Below are 17,082 nucleotides of genomic sequence, written 5' to 3' on the forward strand. Positions count from 1 at the left end.
ATTTCCTCTCTCCTTTACAAGTTTACTAACCTACTTAGTTTATCCAATATACAAACTAGGCAAATCTATTTATTATTAAGTTTAGCTTTCTGCTTCTTCAATCTTTTGTAAGCCCTTTCTTAATCCGAATTATACTATCTTTTCAAGCAGGAGGATATAGAGAGTATCATAATTCAGCCAGAAAATTAGCTGGACAAAAAAAGAAAAGAGACGCGAAACTAACGCGCCTCCTTTTCTTAAGATAACAATTCCTCTGCAATCAATCTGTATGAATTGATCTTATCAACTGGATTATATGTGATTGTGACAATCATGATTTCATCTGCACCGTACGCTTCTTTTAAGCTTAAAAGTTGCTCTTTAACCTCTTTCGGGTTCCCAATAACAGCTTTATTTTTCATGGAAGCAAGTGTTTGACTTTCTTCATCGGTTAGCTTGTATGCTTTTGCTTCTTCAATTGAAGGGACTCCTTCTCCTGCTCCTTTTGCTCTTTGCAGTGACCATATGAAGGAGCTTAAGGCGATTTCTTCCGCTTTTTCTGTAGTTTCTGCACAAAAGGCAGCTACGGCGACAATCGTTCCTGCTTTTTGTCCCTCTTTTCGTTCCTTGAAGGCAGCTTTATATTGCCGGACAATTTCCGGGCCGTCTTTATCGCTCATAAAATGGCCGAATGTGTAGGAAAGCCCTAGCTGGCCTGCTAAGATTGCGCTTTTTTTGCTTGTGCCAAGCAGCCATGGTACAGGCGGGATTTTCGGAACTGGTGCTGCTGATAATGTTGCATGCTCATTATTTGTACTATATTCATCATCCAAATATAAGAGCAGCTCCTTTATGCTGTCAGGCATTGCCCAAACCTGCTGGAGGAAGTTTGGGGATAATGCATTGCTTGCTTCTGCAGAACCTCCTGGTGCCCGTCCAATTCCTAAATCAACGCGATTGGGCATTAAGGTTGCCAGCATGTTATACACTTCTGCTACTTTATACGGACGATAATAAGGTAGCAGCACCGCACCAGCGCCGATGCGGATGGTTCTTGTGTTAGCGCCGATATAGCTCAGCATCACTTCTGGTGCCGAACAAGCAAGGCCTGGCAAATCATGGTGTTCAGCAAGCCAATATCGAACATATCCAAATTCCTCTCCGGCTTGCGCCAATTTAACAGAGGCAGCTAAAGCATCCTGTGCCTCTTGATTAGTGGAAATCGGCGATTGATCTAATATTCCTAATCTCATGGCGATGCCTTCTTTCTAAGTTAGTTCCTTGTCTCGAGTAGAGTTAACGTAAATTCACCTGTATTTCCTTTTTCATATAGATTGGTTATAGAGGTGGAATATTGCTGGATAGCAGCGTGAAATGCTAAATCTTTTTCTGCGACTGTAACATGGAATGCTCCTTTATAAAGAAGGGTAGTAATTTCATGATAATCGTCGCTTGCTACATCAAATATAATTTTGATTGAATGCAGATCATTTTGGATCTCTTCTGTATAGCTTTTTACTTGGATTATAGTATCATCCAGCTTGATTTGTTTTGCCATTTCTACCATTCCCTTCGTTTTTTCACAGAAGCAGGCTTCGCAACTCCTCTTCCGTAATGGAAGAGAGCACCGCTTCGTCTGTATTGATTATTTCATCGACTAAATGCCGTTTCTTTTCCTGCAGCTCATGTATTTTCTCTTCAATGGTTCCTTTTGCTAACAGCTTGATTACTTGGACGACGTTTTCCTGACCAATCCGGTGGGCGCGGTCAGCAGCCTGCTCCTCAACAGCAGGATTCCACCAAGTATCATAAAGGATGACTGTATCTGCTGTCATTAAATTGAGGCCTGTTCCACCTGCCTTCAGGCTGATTAAAAAATAATCTCTTTCGCCAGCGTTATAGCGGCGGCACAAGTCAACTCGCTCTTCAGAGGGAGTGTTTCCGTCCAGATAAAAGAACGGCAGACCTTCTATTGCGAGTTCTCTTCCAATCAATTCGAGCATTTTAGTAAACTGAGAAAAAATCAGTACTCTCCTGCCTGCCTGCTTTGACTCCTCTATGATTTGCATAAGCTGCTCCAGCTTGGACGATTTACCGTTATAGCCGTCGACAAATAAGGCAGGATGGCAGCAGATTTGTCTCAATCTCGTCAAACCTGCTAAAATTCGTATGCGATTTTTTCGAAGTGTTGCTTTATCTAGATGTTTAAGTGTATCATGGCGAAGTTTTGCTAAATATGCACCATAAAGCTTCTTCTGTTCTGGCAGCAAATCAACAGCTTCCTCCCATTCTTCCTTACCAGGGAGTTCCATTAAGACATCCTCTTTAAGACGGCGCAGCAAAAATGGCTTAATTCTCTGCGAGATTTGTTTTTTCGACAAATTCGCATACTCTTTCAATGTTCTGAACAGCTGCGGAAAAACAATATAATATAATGACCAAAGCTCTTCAAGTGAGTTTTCCACCGGAGTTCCTGTCAAGGCAAAGCGCTGGTCTGCACGAATTCGCTTCACTGTCTTTGCCGTCTGTGTCCCTGCATTCTTAAAGGCTTGTGCTTCATCAAAAAATGCCGTATGAAAGGCGATTGTTTCATACAAATGAATATCCTTGCGCAGCAGCGGATAAGAAGTGATCACAACATCAATGCCAGCAAGCTCTTTCAGCAGCTGCTTCCTGTCAGCAGCAGCGCCGTCAATCACAAGTGCTTGAATATCAGGAGCAAACTTCCCTATTTCCTGAAGCCAATTATATGTTAAGGATGATGGACAAACTACCAATACAGGCTGTGTTCTTTCTCTGATATTGGAAAGCTCTGAGGCGATAAATGTGATGCTTTGCAATGTTTTCCCAAGCCCCATATCATCTGCCAATATTCCTCCAAACCCATATTTAGCAAGGGTTTTCATCCATTTAAATCCTGTTTTCTGATATTCTTTCAAGACTTGCTGCAGCTTGGCAGGCACTTCAATGTCTGTTTTTTCTGGCTGACGGATTGTTTGCATAAGCTCTTTCATCGATTTGTCCAGCTCGATAATGCCCTGCTCTCCATCTGAAAATAACGGCAAACCTTCTGTAACGGGAAGTTCAAAAATATCAACTTCCTCCTTCAGCTCTAGCTCTGGAAACTTTAAAAAATGCTGGATTTGTTCGAATTCTCTAGTCTGTAAAGACAAGAGTGATCCGCTTCTCAACCGGTAGTATTTTCGTTTTTCTTCAAGTGCAGACAGCAGCTCTTTAATTTCTCTTTCTGGTACGCCATCCATTTCAAACTTAAATTCCAGCCAATTAATGCGGTCTTTTTTTATTTTCACTCTGAATTTCGGGAAGCTGTTGCCTTTAAAGATTCGGTTGCGCACTGCTGTTGTTGCATATATTTGCACCATTTTCTTCAACTCTGGGAGAGTATTATATAAGAATTCATACTCTAGCTCTTCATTATAAAGAATATAGCCGCTGTCAGTTTGTGCAAACGAGCTGTTTTTCATGATTTTAAGGATCTCATTTTCCTTTTCTTCTTCCCTGACAAAAAAGCCTTTTGCAGGTATATCCCTGTTTTCAACAGGATTAAGCATTACAGGCCCATAGTGAAACTCCAGGCTTGCTAACAGCCGGTTGTTGACACGGTCCAAATACAGCTTTGCTTCAAGCGGCGTCCGCACAAATTGGCTGCTTATATTCACCTTGCCGAGTTTTCTTAAATTAGGCGCTACCTTTTCAAGAAAAAATTCCGCCTGGTTCGGGCGGATTGGAATTTGATTTGTGCCAGTCTGCTCCAGCATGCCTTTTAATTCGGACAGCCTTTGCATATCCTGGCTGTCTAATTCATATATTATTCCGTTTGCTACTACCGAATCATATAAGGGCAGTAATTCTATATGGTTCATTCCTGCTATAGCAAGCTTATGGGAACCTGAGTTTTCATGCTCGAATGAGAATGTTAACGGCAGCTGGTTGTTGGAAAGGCGGAAATCAGAAAATAACTCGCCTCTATGCTGTAATTGTACATATGGTGCCTTCGAAAGCAGGCGGCGAACAGTAGGCCAGGAAGAAGGCGATAAGTACAACAGCTGTCTTTCTTCTCCTGCAATTCCGGCACCGCTTGCTGTCTGATTGACTTTTTCATCCTCACCGATTGCAAACAGCCCGCTTAACACATCATCGGCTTCCTTCAAAAAGCATTGTGTAGCTGGATTATAGGAAATTTCTCCATCTGTATAAGGGGTTCCTACTTTCCATGCCTGTAAAAACGCATAAATATCCGGCAAGGCTGTGCCATTTATGGTCATTTCAACTGCAAAGGTTATTCTTTTCCCGTGAGACTCCGTTACATGACAAATAAACTCAGCCTTCTGAATATCTCGATTCTCAAAATGGCGCTGATGAGCGCTCTTTCTTGCAGGCGCACCATCAAAAATGGACAAAAGCTCCATTGCGAGCATTTCACCACCCTGCACCACTTGCGGAGCAGTTTTTTTCAGCTGCTGCTCATAAACAGCAAGCAAAACAGCGGCCACATGCTGACAGTCCTTTTGAAAGGACGCCAGTTTGGGGCAAGAGCATTCTGCCTCCAATTTCCCTGCAGCATCTGCTTTTATACTCACCATAAAATCATCTGCTCCATGTACAATCGCTTTGCATGTATGTGAATGAAAGAGTTGAAATGTGACTTTTTTATTTCTCACAAAAGAATCCCCTCGCTTGAAGGAGACATTGCCACACATTTCTTTTATGATGTTTTTCGTAAGCTTTACATTCATTTGGCTTTCTCCTTCTTCAAGTTTAGGGTAACTTATATATTATATTTTTTATTCTAACACTGTAGAGATATAGGCAACAAACATTGTGCACCACCAAAAATAACCATCAGCTACATACTAGAACATGCCTTTTAAAATTGCCTTTTTTAGCAATGCAGCGGTCGACAATTGTAAATCCTGCTTGAAGAATTGCATCGTCTACTTCTTCAATTGATACGATAACAGCCTTTTTCGCAAATCGTCTTGCACTCTTAAGCATAGACAGCTTCTCTTCATATGGAAGAACAGAACAAAGATTATAAGGCATATCAATAATAGCGGCATCATACTTTCCTGTCACATCCTTGATATCCTGTAACAGAACCTCTCCGTTCAGTTGGAAATGAGCAATATTTTCTCGTGCCTTGCCTGTAACAAGTGGATTTATATCACTGCCAACTATATCGATACCCATTGACAATGCTTCGATGAGCACCGTTCCGATACCACAGCAAGGATCAATTGCCTTAGTTCCTGAAGGATGTGGTACGGCAATATTGACAACAGCTCTTGCCAATCTTGTGCTTAACGCTGTTGAATATTGATTCGGCTTGCCTTGATGTGCAAGCCAAACGGATGTGCTTTCCTGATAATCGCCAAATATCCAGCGGCCATTGCCAAACATAATGGCATATATTTTGTCAGGGTTATGCAGATTCACATTACCTTTAATACAAGCGCCTGCGACTCTTTCCATTCTTTTTCTCTCGGTAAAGGGAATATTTCCAGTTCCTTTAATAAACACAACTTTATAGGAGTCTTCCTCCAGTCCGATTTTCTGAACATCTTTCAGCAGCTCTTCAAAGCTTTCGTTTGCTGCTTTAATATCGATTCTTCCCTTGATAAACGGGCTCCTGCTTGGATCAATTTCGAGTGTGCTTTCCACGAAATTCGTAATATTTTCTGCTGAAAAAAGCGAGCGCATCTCCAGCTGGCAAACATCTGCCTCATCCTCGTGATAAGAAATCGTGTATATAAATTCTTGTGTTTTCAATTAATAACCCTCATTTTACGTTTTATGTTGCTATTATAATGGACTTAGAGATGTATTACTATTAAACAGCTGCTTTAAACTTCTTTCTGACTGCCAACAAAAAAAACGCTTCCGTAAAGGAAGCGTCTTGTTTTCTATCATACTCAGACAGACAGCATTTTCGTCACACTTGACTGGATTGCTTCTGCGAGCTTCTCTGGGGCTGTTAAATAAAGAAGCCCATTCCCTTCCAGTTTTGGAGAGAATCCTAGTGGAACAGTCCGTTTGATGAGCTGTGCATACAGCTCCGGTTCTGTCAGAGGTCTGTCAAATTCATCCGTTGCAATTGCCTTAATTAGGGCAAGTCCGCCGCTTACATGAGGTGCTGCCATAGATGTACCGCTAAGTCTGGCATATTGGCCGCCTGGATATGTGGACAGAATATTTTCTCCAGGTGCAGCAAGGTCCACTTCTCTGTTAGAGTTGGAGAATTCGGAGGAGTTTCTTGTAAAATCGACAGAACCAACACTAATTACTTCATTATATGCTGCAGGGTATGCCAGCTCTTCAGTCGTCTCACGTCCATCTCCTTCATTACCAGCCGCACAAACGACCAAAATTTGGTTGTCAACCGCCCTTTTCACAGCATCATGAAGTGCTTGGACATCATCCGGTCCTCCTAAACTCATGGAAATAATATCAACATTTTGTTCAATTGCATAATGAATTCCGTTAGTAATCCAATCATATTGCCCTGAACCTTGTCCATTAAGAACCTTTACGATTAAAAGAGACACTTGTGGTGCAGCACCTGCCACTCCATCGTTGTTTTCCACTGCTCCAATTGTTCCGGCTACATGTGTGCCATGTCCATTATAATCACTATAAATATCTGGATTTGAATTATCATCGTCTGTAAAGTTATAGCCGCCGATAATACGTTCCTGCAAATCAGGATGTGTCGTATCACAGCCTGTATCAAGGATTGCAACCTTAATACCCTTTCCTTTTGATTTGTTCCATAATGCAGGTGCTTGAATTTGCTGAATTCCTGTCGGCACCTCATTCGCCATTTGTACCACTTGCTCCACTTTGTAAGGTATTACCTTCACTTCTGGTCTCATAATATGATCCCTCCTGTAGGATTAGTAGTTTACACCAAATAGTTTAACAATTTAGTATATTCATAAAAAGTGCCTTTCGACTCATATAAGAACACATGTTTCGCGAAAATATACGGATGCTGTCATCCTCCCCTACTAGAAATGAATCACCAAAAACCCAACAATTACTAGGAACAGCAAGGCTTTTGGAGGGGAATGCAGTAAAAAATTTCCGGATGAAAGATAAGGCTTTATGGCTGCTATTAAATTTATTAATCATTATATCTATACAAGTTACTTAAATTAGATTATCATCTAATTAGATATCAATCTAATTAGAAGGTGATCAATCATGTCTATTCTGTCGCAAGAAAAGGAATATCAGAAGTTGTTTTTTTCTGGCCTTATCAATGGCATCGGAGACAGATTCAGTCAAGTAGCTTCTCTGTCGCTTCTTTTACAATTGTCTGCATCAGGTATGTCTGTAGGCATAACTCTGGCTTTGCGCATGCTGCCATTCTTACTGTTTGGGCCACTTAGCAGTATGGTTGCTGATAAATGGTCTCGAAAAAAAGTTTTGCTTTATACAGACATAGTCCGGGCTTTCATTGCCATATCCTTTCTATTTGTAAACAGCAAAGAAGATATATGGATTATTTATGTTGCCTCGTTTCTTTTGGCCAGCGGTGAAGCCCTCTATGCGCCTGTGCGGAAGGCAAGCATTCCAGCACTAATAAATGGGGAAAGTATGAAAGCAGTAAACGGGTGGGAACAAGTCCAGTTGGGCTTCGTCCTTGTTATCGGCGCATTTTCCGGCGGAATCATCTCCCTGCTATTTGGCCAAAAAGCTGCCTTTTTTGTCAATATCTTATCCTTCTTGACTGCAGCAGCATTTATAAGCAGAATTGCAAAAATAGATGATGCTGTTCGGCATACAGCTCATCAGCCAGCAACGAAGGAGAAAGGTAATCAGCTTATAGCCGTAATTTTCTCTTCCTCCTTATTTATCATGCTGTTAAGTGCTGATATTTTTGTACCTTTAGCTAACGGGATAGAAAATGTCCTTATAAGCATCTATGCGATAGACACCTTTCCTGCTGCAGATCTAGGAGTAGGCATTCTATACAGCGTCTTGGGAGTTGGCTTTATTATCAGCCCCTTTTTCACTCGATTAATTAAGGGAAACTTCTTATTGTTTGCTTATCTCGCGATGATCATTGAGGGAATTATTCTGTTGATTGTAAGCCAGGTGAACTCGTTTGCAATGATTGCCGTCCTGTTTGGGATATTGACGGTTTTTGGAGGTGTCGGAAATGCATTGCTTGATACAGTTGTGATGAAAACCGTGCCGCAAAAGCACCAAGGAAGTTATTTTGCCTTATCTGCCACAATCGGCAATACAAGCTTAGGTTTATCCATGTTCGTTACAGGTCTGCTGCTTGAAGTATTTGAACCGCGAGCATTAGGTGCGGCCAATGGGCTTTTATATATTTTCTTCGGGGGAATGTATTTGTTGTGGGCAAGCCAAATATATCGGCAGAAAAGCCCTGCATAAAAAAATGTATCCTGTTAACAGGATACATTTTTTAGTGAATGACAACTGGGTCTTCAAATGACCGAACACAGTTTCTGCCGTTATTTTTCGCTGTATATAGTGCCATATCGGCTTCATCCATAAGGGAGGCGATAAGCTTGCTGTTTTTTGGGTCGTTAGCAGCAGCACTTGCAACACCGAAGCTTGTCGTCACCTTGATTTCTTTTCCATCTACATCGACGTGTGTTCTTTCGATTTCTCTGCGAATTGCTTCGGCAATAACAATTGCTTCCTGCATGAAAGCATCAGGCAGACAGATGATAAATTCCTCACCGCCATACCGGCCAATAATATCAGATCTTCTCATATGCTTTTTAGCCAGTTTAACCACTTGCTTTAGGATGGTATCTCCTGCTTTATGACCAAAAGTATCATTTACTTTTTTAAAATAGTCCACATCAAACATGATGATGCTCAAGCTTTTCAAATACCCCTTATCGAGCAGCTCTTCCGTTTTTTGCAGAAAGAAGGTTCTGTTATAAGCCTCTGTTAACCCATCTATGCTTGCGATTGCCTTCAGCTGGTCTTGCAGATGTATTCTATCTGTCACATCTACAAATGTGATGATTTGACCGAGATGCTTACTTCTGTGCAACACTGGGGTGAATTTAATTTGATAATGAATATCTCCATAAGCAGTTTCCTGTTTATAATCGCGCTTTTCTCCTTTAGAGATAATACCTAACAGCGTTTGACTGTCCTTGAGGATATCGTTAATCGATTTGCCAATGGCACGGCTGATTTTCGGCACCATTTGCTGCATAATTGGATTAAAATCAACAATTATGTTGTTATGGTTTAAAACTAAAACCCCTTCCTCCATACTGTCAAACACCTTTTCTCTAGCAATTGGTGCAACGCTGAACATCTGCAAGGATATAATGGCGGCACCATGGAAAATAAAAGAGATGCTCATTGATATTGGTCCTAAATCAATGCCATTTGGACTTAAACCAGTTAAATACAAAACACTCCCTAGCACAGGCACAAACAGTCCTGCAGTCATCGTGGCTATCTGCCACTTAAAGCGGCTTGCTCTGCCCTTTCTAAATTGCGCAAGCAAGAGGACAATGCTCCCTAACACACAGGCATACAGGAAAAAGGAATGAACATAGAACCATGGTCCTCCTTCTAAGCTCAAAACAGGGAAAGGTCCAGATGTGTCCATACTCATCGATTTATAGTAAAAATGGTGAAAATCATTTGTATAGTGAACAAGTATTGTCAGCAGTGGCAGACCGAAAAAAAAGTAATACAAATGCCGGTTCCACTTTACTCCGACATACTCCATGCACATAAATAATGTAAAGACAGGGATGAAGGGCAAAACTAAATATTCTAGTCGCAGCCAGATTTTTGCATGCTCTAGTAATTGACTGTTCAGTTCAAAAACATAAAAGAACGTAAACAGCGAGCAACAAAAAGTCCCTAAAATATAGAAGATGCCCCCAGGAGCATGGCGTATATTAAAAAAGGCGTAAATGCATAGCAAAGCGCTCAATAACCCACCGCAAATATCAATAAAGGAAAAAAGGAATAATTCATTTGACATTTTAAGTTTTCTTCTCCATCTTTTCTAAAGATTGGTGCAACAGCCTTTTGGTTCCTTATGGCGATGCATTCCTTTCTCCATTATATTCTATATCCCGGCAATAAGGATAGAAAAAAAGGACCGCTTCTGTTTTGTGACAAAAGCGGTCTTATCATTGGTACAGCAGCTTTTCTTAGCTGAAAGAAAAACCGTTCCAACAATTGGATTTATTTACCTAATTACACAGTGAACTTGCGGATCAGCTCTTGCAGTTCCTCTGACATGTTTGCAAGTGATTTAGCTGAAGCTGTAACTTCCTCAAGGACAGCAATTTGCTGTTCTGTGCTTGCTGCAACACTTTCTGATGCAGAAGTGTTTTCTTTCGCGATATTTGCTAAGTTAAATGAAGTCGCAGTGACGGACTGTATTTCTCCATTAACACCTTTAACGATATGAGAGACTTCGTCCATTTTTGGTGCCATATTTTTGATTCCTTCAATAATGGCATTAAACTTGACGATTGCTTCTTGTGAAACCTCGATTCCTGTTTCAACACTTTCAGCAGCCTGCTTCATTTTATCAACAGTCTGTTCTGTACTTGTCTGAATATCTTTAATCAAACCAGTAATCTGTTTAGCAGATGTTTGCGACTGTTCTGCAAGCTTTCTTACTTCCTCAGCCACGACAGCAAATCCCTTGCCTTGCTCTCCAGCCCTTGCTGCTTCAATTGCGGCATTAAGTGCAAGCAGGTTTGTCTGTTCAGCGATTCCGCTGATTACATTGCTTATTTCATTTATTTCCTTAGAGCGATCGTTTAATGATTTTATCATTTGATCTGATTCGCTCACATGGTTATAAATAGTGGTCATTTGGTCCACTGTTTTTTTGACAGACTCTCCGCCCTCTATTGCATGATCTGCTGTCAATCTTGCTTCCTTATTGACCATTTCCACATTATTATAAATTGTATTTATGCCTTGTCCTACCTTTTCAATAGCTGCTGCTGTTTTTTCCATGCCAGTAGTCTGCACCTCTGCACCACTTGCAATCTGTTGAATAGAGGAGGCAACATGAACAGTTGCTGTTTTTGTTTCTTCTGAAGCTGCTGACAGCTCTTCGGCTGCTGCTGCCACCTGCTCTGTATTTGAATCTACTTGTGAAATCAGCCCCCGCAGTGATTCCTTCATATCGGAAAATGCTGTGCCAAGCTCGCCAATTTCGTCATGTGAAGACACTTCAATCGGCGCTGTTAAGTCTCCCTTGCTGATAACCTGTGCACTATTCTTCAGCTTCTGAAGCGGGCGGATGATTGAACGTGTAACAAGAATTGCAACAGCAATGCCAACTAGGATAGCAAAAATCTGAATAATTAACGATGACTTTACAATAGATGCTGATGCATTATCCACTTCACTTTTATACATCGTCCCGGCAATTTTCCAGCCAGTTAATTTGTTCGTTGTAAATGCCATGCTTTTCAGCTCACCATCAAGCTCATAGTTTTGATGTCCTGATTCACTTTCATACAGTGCAGACATGAAGCTGTCTTTTGCCTCAGAGCCGGACTCTTTCGATGGGTGATAAATATATTGTTTTCCCCTCCCAAGGATAAAGCCATAGCCTTCTTTACCGATTGTCACTTTTTGGGCAACTTCTTTTATCGAATCAACCTTTAAATTTATGCCAAGGATACCAGATCCATCAGCAAGCTTTTTGGAGATGGTAACAACCATTTCTCCGGAAGCTGATAAGTAAGCATCAGAAATCACTGTTTCTGTTGTTGGGTCTGCATTCTTATACCAATCTCTTTCCCTTGGGTCATAACCGTCCGGAAGCTTTTTAACTGGGTATTGAATCATCTCTCCATTCGCCGTGCCTACATAGATGCTGGCAGTCTCGGGATGGAGGGATGCATATTCATCAAGCCGTTTGTGTAAATCTGAATTCTCTTTTACGCTGTTTTTATTTACCGCAATGTTTTCAGCAAAAAATTCAGCATCTTTCACCTTTGGCTCTACTGTACTGTCTATATATTCGTTTAACAAGTTTACACTCGCCTCTGATGCATACGAGATTTGGTCTGAAATCGCCTTGTTTGCACTGAAATAGGAGACTGCTCCTATTGTTAGTACAGGTATAATGACTAACAGCAAAAAGGTGATTAATAGCTTCTTTTGAATCGTCATTTTCATCTTCTTTATTCTCTTTAAATTCCCCATGATGTCTCCTGCCCTTAACTTTTTATATCTTTCTACCCCCTATATCGACAAGTAATTTGGCAAATATATAAGAAAATATTCCTATTTCTTTTATTAAGTCTCTGGTAATCATTCATTCTTTGAGAACTCGGATAAAATCCCTATCATTGCATACCTTTTAGAAAGGCTATATAATCAGATGGATTTCATCATCTCCTCATCTTTAGGAGAGAACTAACAATAAAAGGAGCGCTGAAATTGAGTCACGCAATTATTAACGAGGCAAGTCAAAAAAGGAATTATCCCTTTATAACATTTATTCTATTTTGGTGCGGACTTACCTTGTTAACAAGTATGTACATTACCATTCCCTTAACCTCCGTCTTCTCAGAGGAATTCCACATTACTTTAGACCAGACATCCTGGATAGGCAGTTCGTTTTCTTTATGTTATGCTCTTGGCTGCTTACTGTATGGACCTATCTCCGATAAATATGGACGAAAGGTTCTTATGGTAGTCAGCATCAGTGTATTAACTGTTATTACATTTATGATTGGCTTTGTCCATTCCTATCATGCGCTCGTGGTTTTAAGGGCAATACAAGGACTTGTTGCTGCTGCATTTGCACCCATTTCCCTTGTTTATGCAGGCGAAATGTTTCCACCTAATAAAAGGGTCACAGTCGTTGGCTTTATCAGTACTGGATTATTGATGGCCGGCATCATCGGGCAGCTTTTTAGCGGCATTATTAATGAACTGCTCGGGTGGAATGCAATCTTTCTTATTTTAGGTGTTGTTTATCTGTTTTCTGCAGTGCTTGTCATTATAGCTCTGCCGAAAGAGGAGCAGGAAAAATCAACCGAGCATATTTGGAGCAAGTTTAAGCAGATAAAAAAGCTGTTTTATCAGCCACAGCTCCTGCTTTGCTTCTCGGTTACGTTCATGCTGTTATTTACATTAGTTGGTATGTACACTATTTTGGGCAGCTATTTATCCTCTCCGAAATTCGGTTTATCTAGTGACCAGATTTTGTATGTAAGAGCAGTTGGAATTATTGGGATGCTTATTGCTTTTTTTGTCGGATCCATTTCCAAGCGGTTTGGGGCATTGAACGTCATGAGAGCTGGCCTTGGCCTTTCCGCTGCTGGATTATTCTTGTTAGGTTTTTGCACCTCTCTGCCTGCAGTTGTCATTATGAGTGTTTTGTTTGTGACCGGAATTGCAGTAGTTTCACCTGTCATTATATCTTTAATCAGCCAAAAAGCAGGCAATGCGCGAGGAACAGCTATCTCATTTAATGCTTTCATTCTGTTTCTTGGAGCAAGTGCTGGTCCAATCGTATCTGTACAGCTGTTAAAAACAGGAATGCTGACAATGTCTTTCATCATTCTTAGTGTGTTTTTATTGATTGGTCTTGGGGTATCCTTCTTCCTTCGATCAGCAGCACCAGCACAAAGCAAATAATAACAAACAAGGAGACAGGGGCATCCTGTCTCCTTGTTTGTTTATATTTCTCCCTGCGTTTTCTTAAGAACAAAGTTCGCTTTCACTGCGCCGATTTTTTCCTTCCTTGCATTATAAACAGGCGCTTCTATATACTTAGACAGCTGTTTAAAAATTTGCTCATTACCTACCCCTAACTGCCTGAGCACTTCCATTGTGGCAACACTGACAGCTCTTGTCCCTCCATCTTCCACTTTAACAGCAATGCCGATTCCCTCCATCGTTAAACCAAGACATTGAACCGCTTCTGCTCCTGCCTTTGAAACAATCTGATTTCCAAATGCTTTCATTAAATCTGTATCAAACCGTTTCGTTCCGCCAACCATTTCCGGATAATTTATCATCCCATCCCTTATTCTTTCAAGAGCGCCTTCTCTTTTGTTTGAAGCATCAGGTTTGGCAAGCCTCGCATAACCAAGTGCTGCATGTAGTAAAGGCAGTTGATGGACAGGCACCCCGCATCCGTCCACACTGATTCTGATTTGCTCTTTTGGATAGGAGCATACTGCTTCGATTGCCTCAAGAATCCGCTGCTGAACAGGGTGGGTAATCTCGCGGTAGGATGCAATGTCTTCGTTCATATGGACCGCTGTTGCCAGCATGCCAGAATGTTTGCCAGAGCAGTTGCTGTAAACTGGTGTAACATCTTTGCCTGCTGTTAGTAATTTTTTATAGCTCGCCATATCCCAAGGTGTATGTGTCCCACATTGGAGGGCATCTTCCTTCAAACCAAGCTTGTCTAAAATATCAAGGACAGTGTGGCGATGATAGCTCTCACCGCTGTGTGAAGCACAGCTTAGTGCAAGTGCAGAACCATCATAAGCAAAGCGGTCTGCTGCACCAGTTTCTATAAGGGGAATAGCCTGGAACGGTTTCATGGATGACCGTGGAAATGTCAATCTGTTCGGATCTCCATAGGAGTAAATCAATTCTCCATCTCTATTGACTACAGCTATATGAATATCATGTGTGCTTTCAATATATGTGCCTCTATATACTAAAATCGGTGCTTCCACCTTCCATACGCCTCCATTCTCTAATGCCTGTGTATAGTCATTTTAATACAAGCTCACTCTTTTGTGTCGAAATATTATAAAAATTCTTCTTTGCTCTCTAATTTATTGGTACGAATAATATTTTTATATGTTGAAACACTAAAAAAGCCATAATTAAATGGCAGAACCATATTCAGGAGGGATTTTCTTGGCGATACTTGTAACCATTATCTATACAATTATCAGGCTGCGAACGAGATTAGATTATTTATTAAATCATTCTGCCTATAAGCTGAACGGCTTTTTGAAGCTGTTTGCGGTTCCAAGTGTTTAAAGATACTTCTTTGCCTGAAATATAAAAAAAGCCTTGTCAAACTAGTCGTATAGACTAGCAAGACAGGCTTTTTTTATGAAATTATGATAAGCTTCTATCTTTTATTTGCTTGCCTACAGCATCGATAAATTGCATGAGCGATTGCTCCTTTATGTCCCTGCTGCCAAACTTGCGGACATTTACAGTTCCTGCTTGCGCTTCTTGGTCACCTAATACAAGAATATAAGGAATCTTTTGCAGCTGGGCATCTCGGATTTTATAGCCTAGCTTCTCTTCCCGCTGATCTAATTCAACACAAATACCAGCTTGCTTCAAGGCGGATTGAACTTGTAAACAGTAGTCCAGATGTACATGTGAAACGGGAATGATTTTCACTTGGAGTGGTGCAAGCCAAACTGGAAAAGCTCCTTTGAAATGTTCAATTAGAATGCCAAAGAATCGGTCCAGACTTCCATAAACTGCCCTGTGAATAACAACTGGCCGAACCTTTTCATTGTTTTCATTTATATAGACAAGATCAAACTTTTCCGGCATTTGAAAATCAAGCTGAATTGTCGCACACTGATGACTTCTGTTTAATGCATCTTTAATATGAAAATCAATCTTCGGTCCATAAAATGCTCCATCGCCTTCATTTACCACATAGTTGATGTTTAAATTATCCAGCACTTGTTCAAGGGCATGCTCTGACGCTTCCCAAAGGCTGTCATCTCCTAAAGAATCCTCCGGTCTTGTTGACAACTCCACACTATAATCAAATCCAAATGTGCTGTATACTTTATCAATCAGCGCAATTATGTCTTTGATTTCTGTTTGAATTTGATCCTCCCGCACAAAAATATGGGCATCATCTTGGCAAAATGTACGGACTCGAAGCATCCCGTTCAAGGCGCCACTGTATTCATGGCGATGAACTTGGCCGAACTCAGCTAGCCTGATTGGCAAATCTCTGTATGAATATAAATTATTTTTGTAAACAAGCATATGACCAGGACAATTCATCGGTTTCAGTGCAAAGGATTGATTGTCGACATCAGAGAAATACATATTATCTTTATAATGATCCCAGTGTCCTGATTGTTCCCATAGTCTTTGATTCATCATAAAAGGAGTGCGTACTTCCTCATAGTCCGATTCCTGCTGCAATTCTCTTGAGAATTTTTCCAGCTCATTGCGAATCCGCTGCCCTTTAGGCAAATAAAACGGCATGCCTGGAGCTTCTTCAGAAAACATAAATAAGCCTAGCTGCTTCCCTAATTTACGATGATCCCGATTCGCTGCCTCTTTTAAAAAGTGCATATAATCCGCTAAGTCCTGTTTATGAGCAAATGCTGTTCCATATACACGCTGAAGGGCTTCATTCTGACTATCTCCCTTCCAGTAGGCTCCAGAAACATTTGTTAACGCAAAAAACTTCAACATCCCTGTTTGCGGAAGATGAGGACCACGGCATAGATCCATAAATTCTCCTTGCTTATAAATGGAAATGATTTCATCGCTTGGTATTGCACTCAATAATTCTAACTTGTAGGATTCCTTCCTTTCGCGCCAAATTTTTTCTGCCTCATCAAAGGAAACTTCGATACGCTCAATCGGCAAATCTTCGTCGATGATTTTCCTCATTTCTGCTTCGATAGCTGACAAGTCACCAAGTGATAACGGTACCTCGCTTTTCACATCATAATAAAAACCATTTTCAATGACTGGACCTGTTGCTAACTCGACAGATGGATATAATCTTTTCAATGCCTGTGCCATAATATGTGCAGCAGTATGGCGCAAAACTCCTAGCCCTTCGATAGAATCAACAGTGATAATCGAAAGCTCGGCATCTTCCTCCAGTCGAGTAGCTAAATCTAGCAGCTGACCATTTATTTTTGCCGCTGCTGCTTTTTTGCACAAACTTAAGCTAATACTTTCTGCAATCTCCCCTGCTGTAGCTCCTTTTTTATATTCCTTCCATTTCCCATCCGGAAATTTCACTCTGATACATTGATTCTTCATCAATCAATCAACTCCTATTAAAAATTTGTATAAAAAAACACACTCATCCCTCTAACAAGGGACGAGTGCGTT

At 40.8% G+C, this 17,082-nt stretch carries 12 protein-coding genes and 1 pseudogene; 3 read left to right on the top strand and 10 right to left on the bottom strand.

Going from position 1 to position 17,082, the window contains the following annotated elements; genetic code table 11:
- Nucleotides 1–236: 236 nt before the first annotated feature.
- The 5 genes from LXM54_RS23185 to LXM54_RS23205 form a co-directional block, all read right to left on the bottom strand.
- Nucleotides 237–1,232 carry an LLM class flavin-dependent oxidoreductase gene (locus LXM54_RS23185; protein ID WP_233317863.1) on the bottom strand — a complete coding sequence of 332 codons (996 nt, stop codon included), beginning with the start codon at nucleotides 1,230–1,232 and terminating at the stop codon, nucleotides 237–239.
- A 20-nt stretch (nucleotides 1,233–1,252) separates the two neighbouring features.
- Nucleotides 1,253–1,537: a DUF3219 family protein gene (locus LXM54_RS23190; RefSeq protein WP_233317866.1), complete on the bottom strand. Its 285-nt coding sequence runs from the start codon at nucleotides 1,535–1,537 to the stop codon at nucleotides 1,253–1,255.
- A 22-nt stretch (nucleotides 1,538–1,559) separates the two neighbouring features.
- The gene (locus LXM54_RS23195) at nucleotides 1,560–4,736 is read right to left on the bottom strand and encodes a DEAD/DEAH box helicase (protein WP_233317868.1); all 3,177 of its coding nucleotides are present in this window, start codon (nucleotides 4,734–4,736) and stop codon (nucleotides 1,560–1,562) included.
- A 106-nt stretch (nucleotides 4,737–4,842) separates the two neighbouring features.
- Complete coding sequence (locus LXM54_RS23200; protein WP_233317870.1) at nucleotides 4,843–5,769, bottom strand: TRM11 family SAM-dependent methyltransferase; 927 nt, start codon at nucleotides 5,767–5,769, stop codon at nucleotides 4,843–4,845.
- A 143-nt stretch (nucleotides 5,770–5,912) separates the two neighbouring features.
- Nucleotides 5,913–6,872: a S8 family peptidase gene (locus LXM54_RS23205; protein ID WP_233317871.1), complete on the bottom strand. Its 960-nt coding sequence runs from the start codon at nucleotides 6,870–6,872 to the stop codon at nucleotides 5,913–5,915.
- Nucleotides 6,873–7,203: 331 nt separating this feature from the next.
- Between LXM54_RS23205 and LXM54_RS23210 the strand changes: the two genes are divergently transcribed.
- Nucleotides 7,204–8,406, top strand: coding sequence for an MFS transporter (locus LXM54_RS23210; protein WP_233317874.1), 1,203 nt, complete (start codon nucleotides 7,204–7,206; stop codon nucleotides 8,404–8,406).
- Nucleotides 8,407–8,437: 31 nt separating this feature from the next.
- On the opposite strand, the gene LXM54_RS23215 is transcribed toward LXM54_RS23210, so the two are convergent.
- The 3 genes and pseudogenes from LXM54_RS23215 to LXM54_RS28620 form a co-directional block, all read right to left on the bottom strand.
- Nucleotides 8,438–9,997, bottom strand: coding sequence for a histidine kinase N-terminal 7TM domain-containing diguanylate cyclase (locus LXM54_RS23215; RefSeq protein WP_233317876.1), 1,560 nt, complete (start codon nucleotides 9,995–9,997; stop codon nucleotides 8,438–8,440).
- A gap of 218 nt (nucleotides 9,998–10,215) precedes the next feature.
- Entirely contained in the window at nucleotides 10,216–11,163 is a 948-nt protein-coding gene (locus LXM54_RS28615) for a methyl-accepting chemotaxis protein (protein ID WP_442780534.1), read from the bottom strand.
- Nucleotides 11,158–12,195, bottom strand: a pseudogene (locus LXM54_RS28620) (cache domain-containing protein); the annotation flags it as partial. The pseudogene LXM54_RS28620 and the gene LXM54_RS28615, both read right to left, overlap by 6 nt.
- A gap of 237 nt (nucleotides 12,196–12,432) precedes the next feature.
- Between LXM54_RS28620 and LXM54_RS23225 the strand changes: the two are divergent.
- Complete coding sequence (locus tag LXM54_RS23225; RefSeq protein WP_233317881.1) at nucleotides 12,433–13,638, top strand: MFS transporter; 1,206 nt, start codon at nucleotides 12,433–12,435, stop codon at nucleotides 13,636–13,638.
- Between the two features lie 41 nt (nucleotides 13,639–13,679).
- On the opposite strand, the gene LXM54_RS23230 is transcribed toward LXM54_RS23225, so the two are convergent.
- Nucleotides 13,680–14,693 carry an asparaginase gene (locus LXM54_RS23230; RefSeq protein ID WP_233317883.1) on the bottom strand — a complete coding sequence of 338 codons (1,014 nt, stop codon included), beginning with the start codon at nucleotides 14,691–14,693 and terminating at the stop codon, nucleotides 13,680–13,682.
- Nucleotides 14,694–14,880: 187 nt separating this feature from the next.
- Between LXM54_RS23230 and LXM54_RS28100 the strand changes: the two genes are divergently transcribed.
- A complete protein-coding gene (locus LXM54_RS28100) occupies nucleotides 14,881–15,006 on the top strand; it encodes a hypothetical protein (RefSeq protein WP_267913469.1) in 126 nt (41 codons plus the stop codon).
- A gap of 81 nt (nucleotides 15,007–15,087) precedes the next feature.
- Here LXM54_RS28100 and thrS read toward each other — a convergent pair whose 3' ends face one another.
- Nucleotides 15,088–17,010, bottom strand: coding sequence for a threonine--tRNA ligase (thrS, locus tag LXM54_RS23235; protein ID WP_233317894.1), 1,923 nt, complete (start codon nucleotides 17,008–17,010; stop codon nucleotides 15,088–15,090).
- Between the last annotated feature and the right edge of the window lie 72 nt (nucleotides 17,011–17,082).

The sequence above is a fragment of the Bacillus sp. Au-Bac7 genome, assembly GCF_021341655.1.
Taxonomy (GTDB): domain Bacteria; phylum Bacillota; class Bacilli; order Bacillales; family Cytobacillaceae; genus Niallia.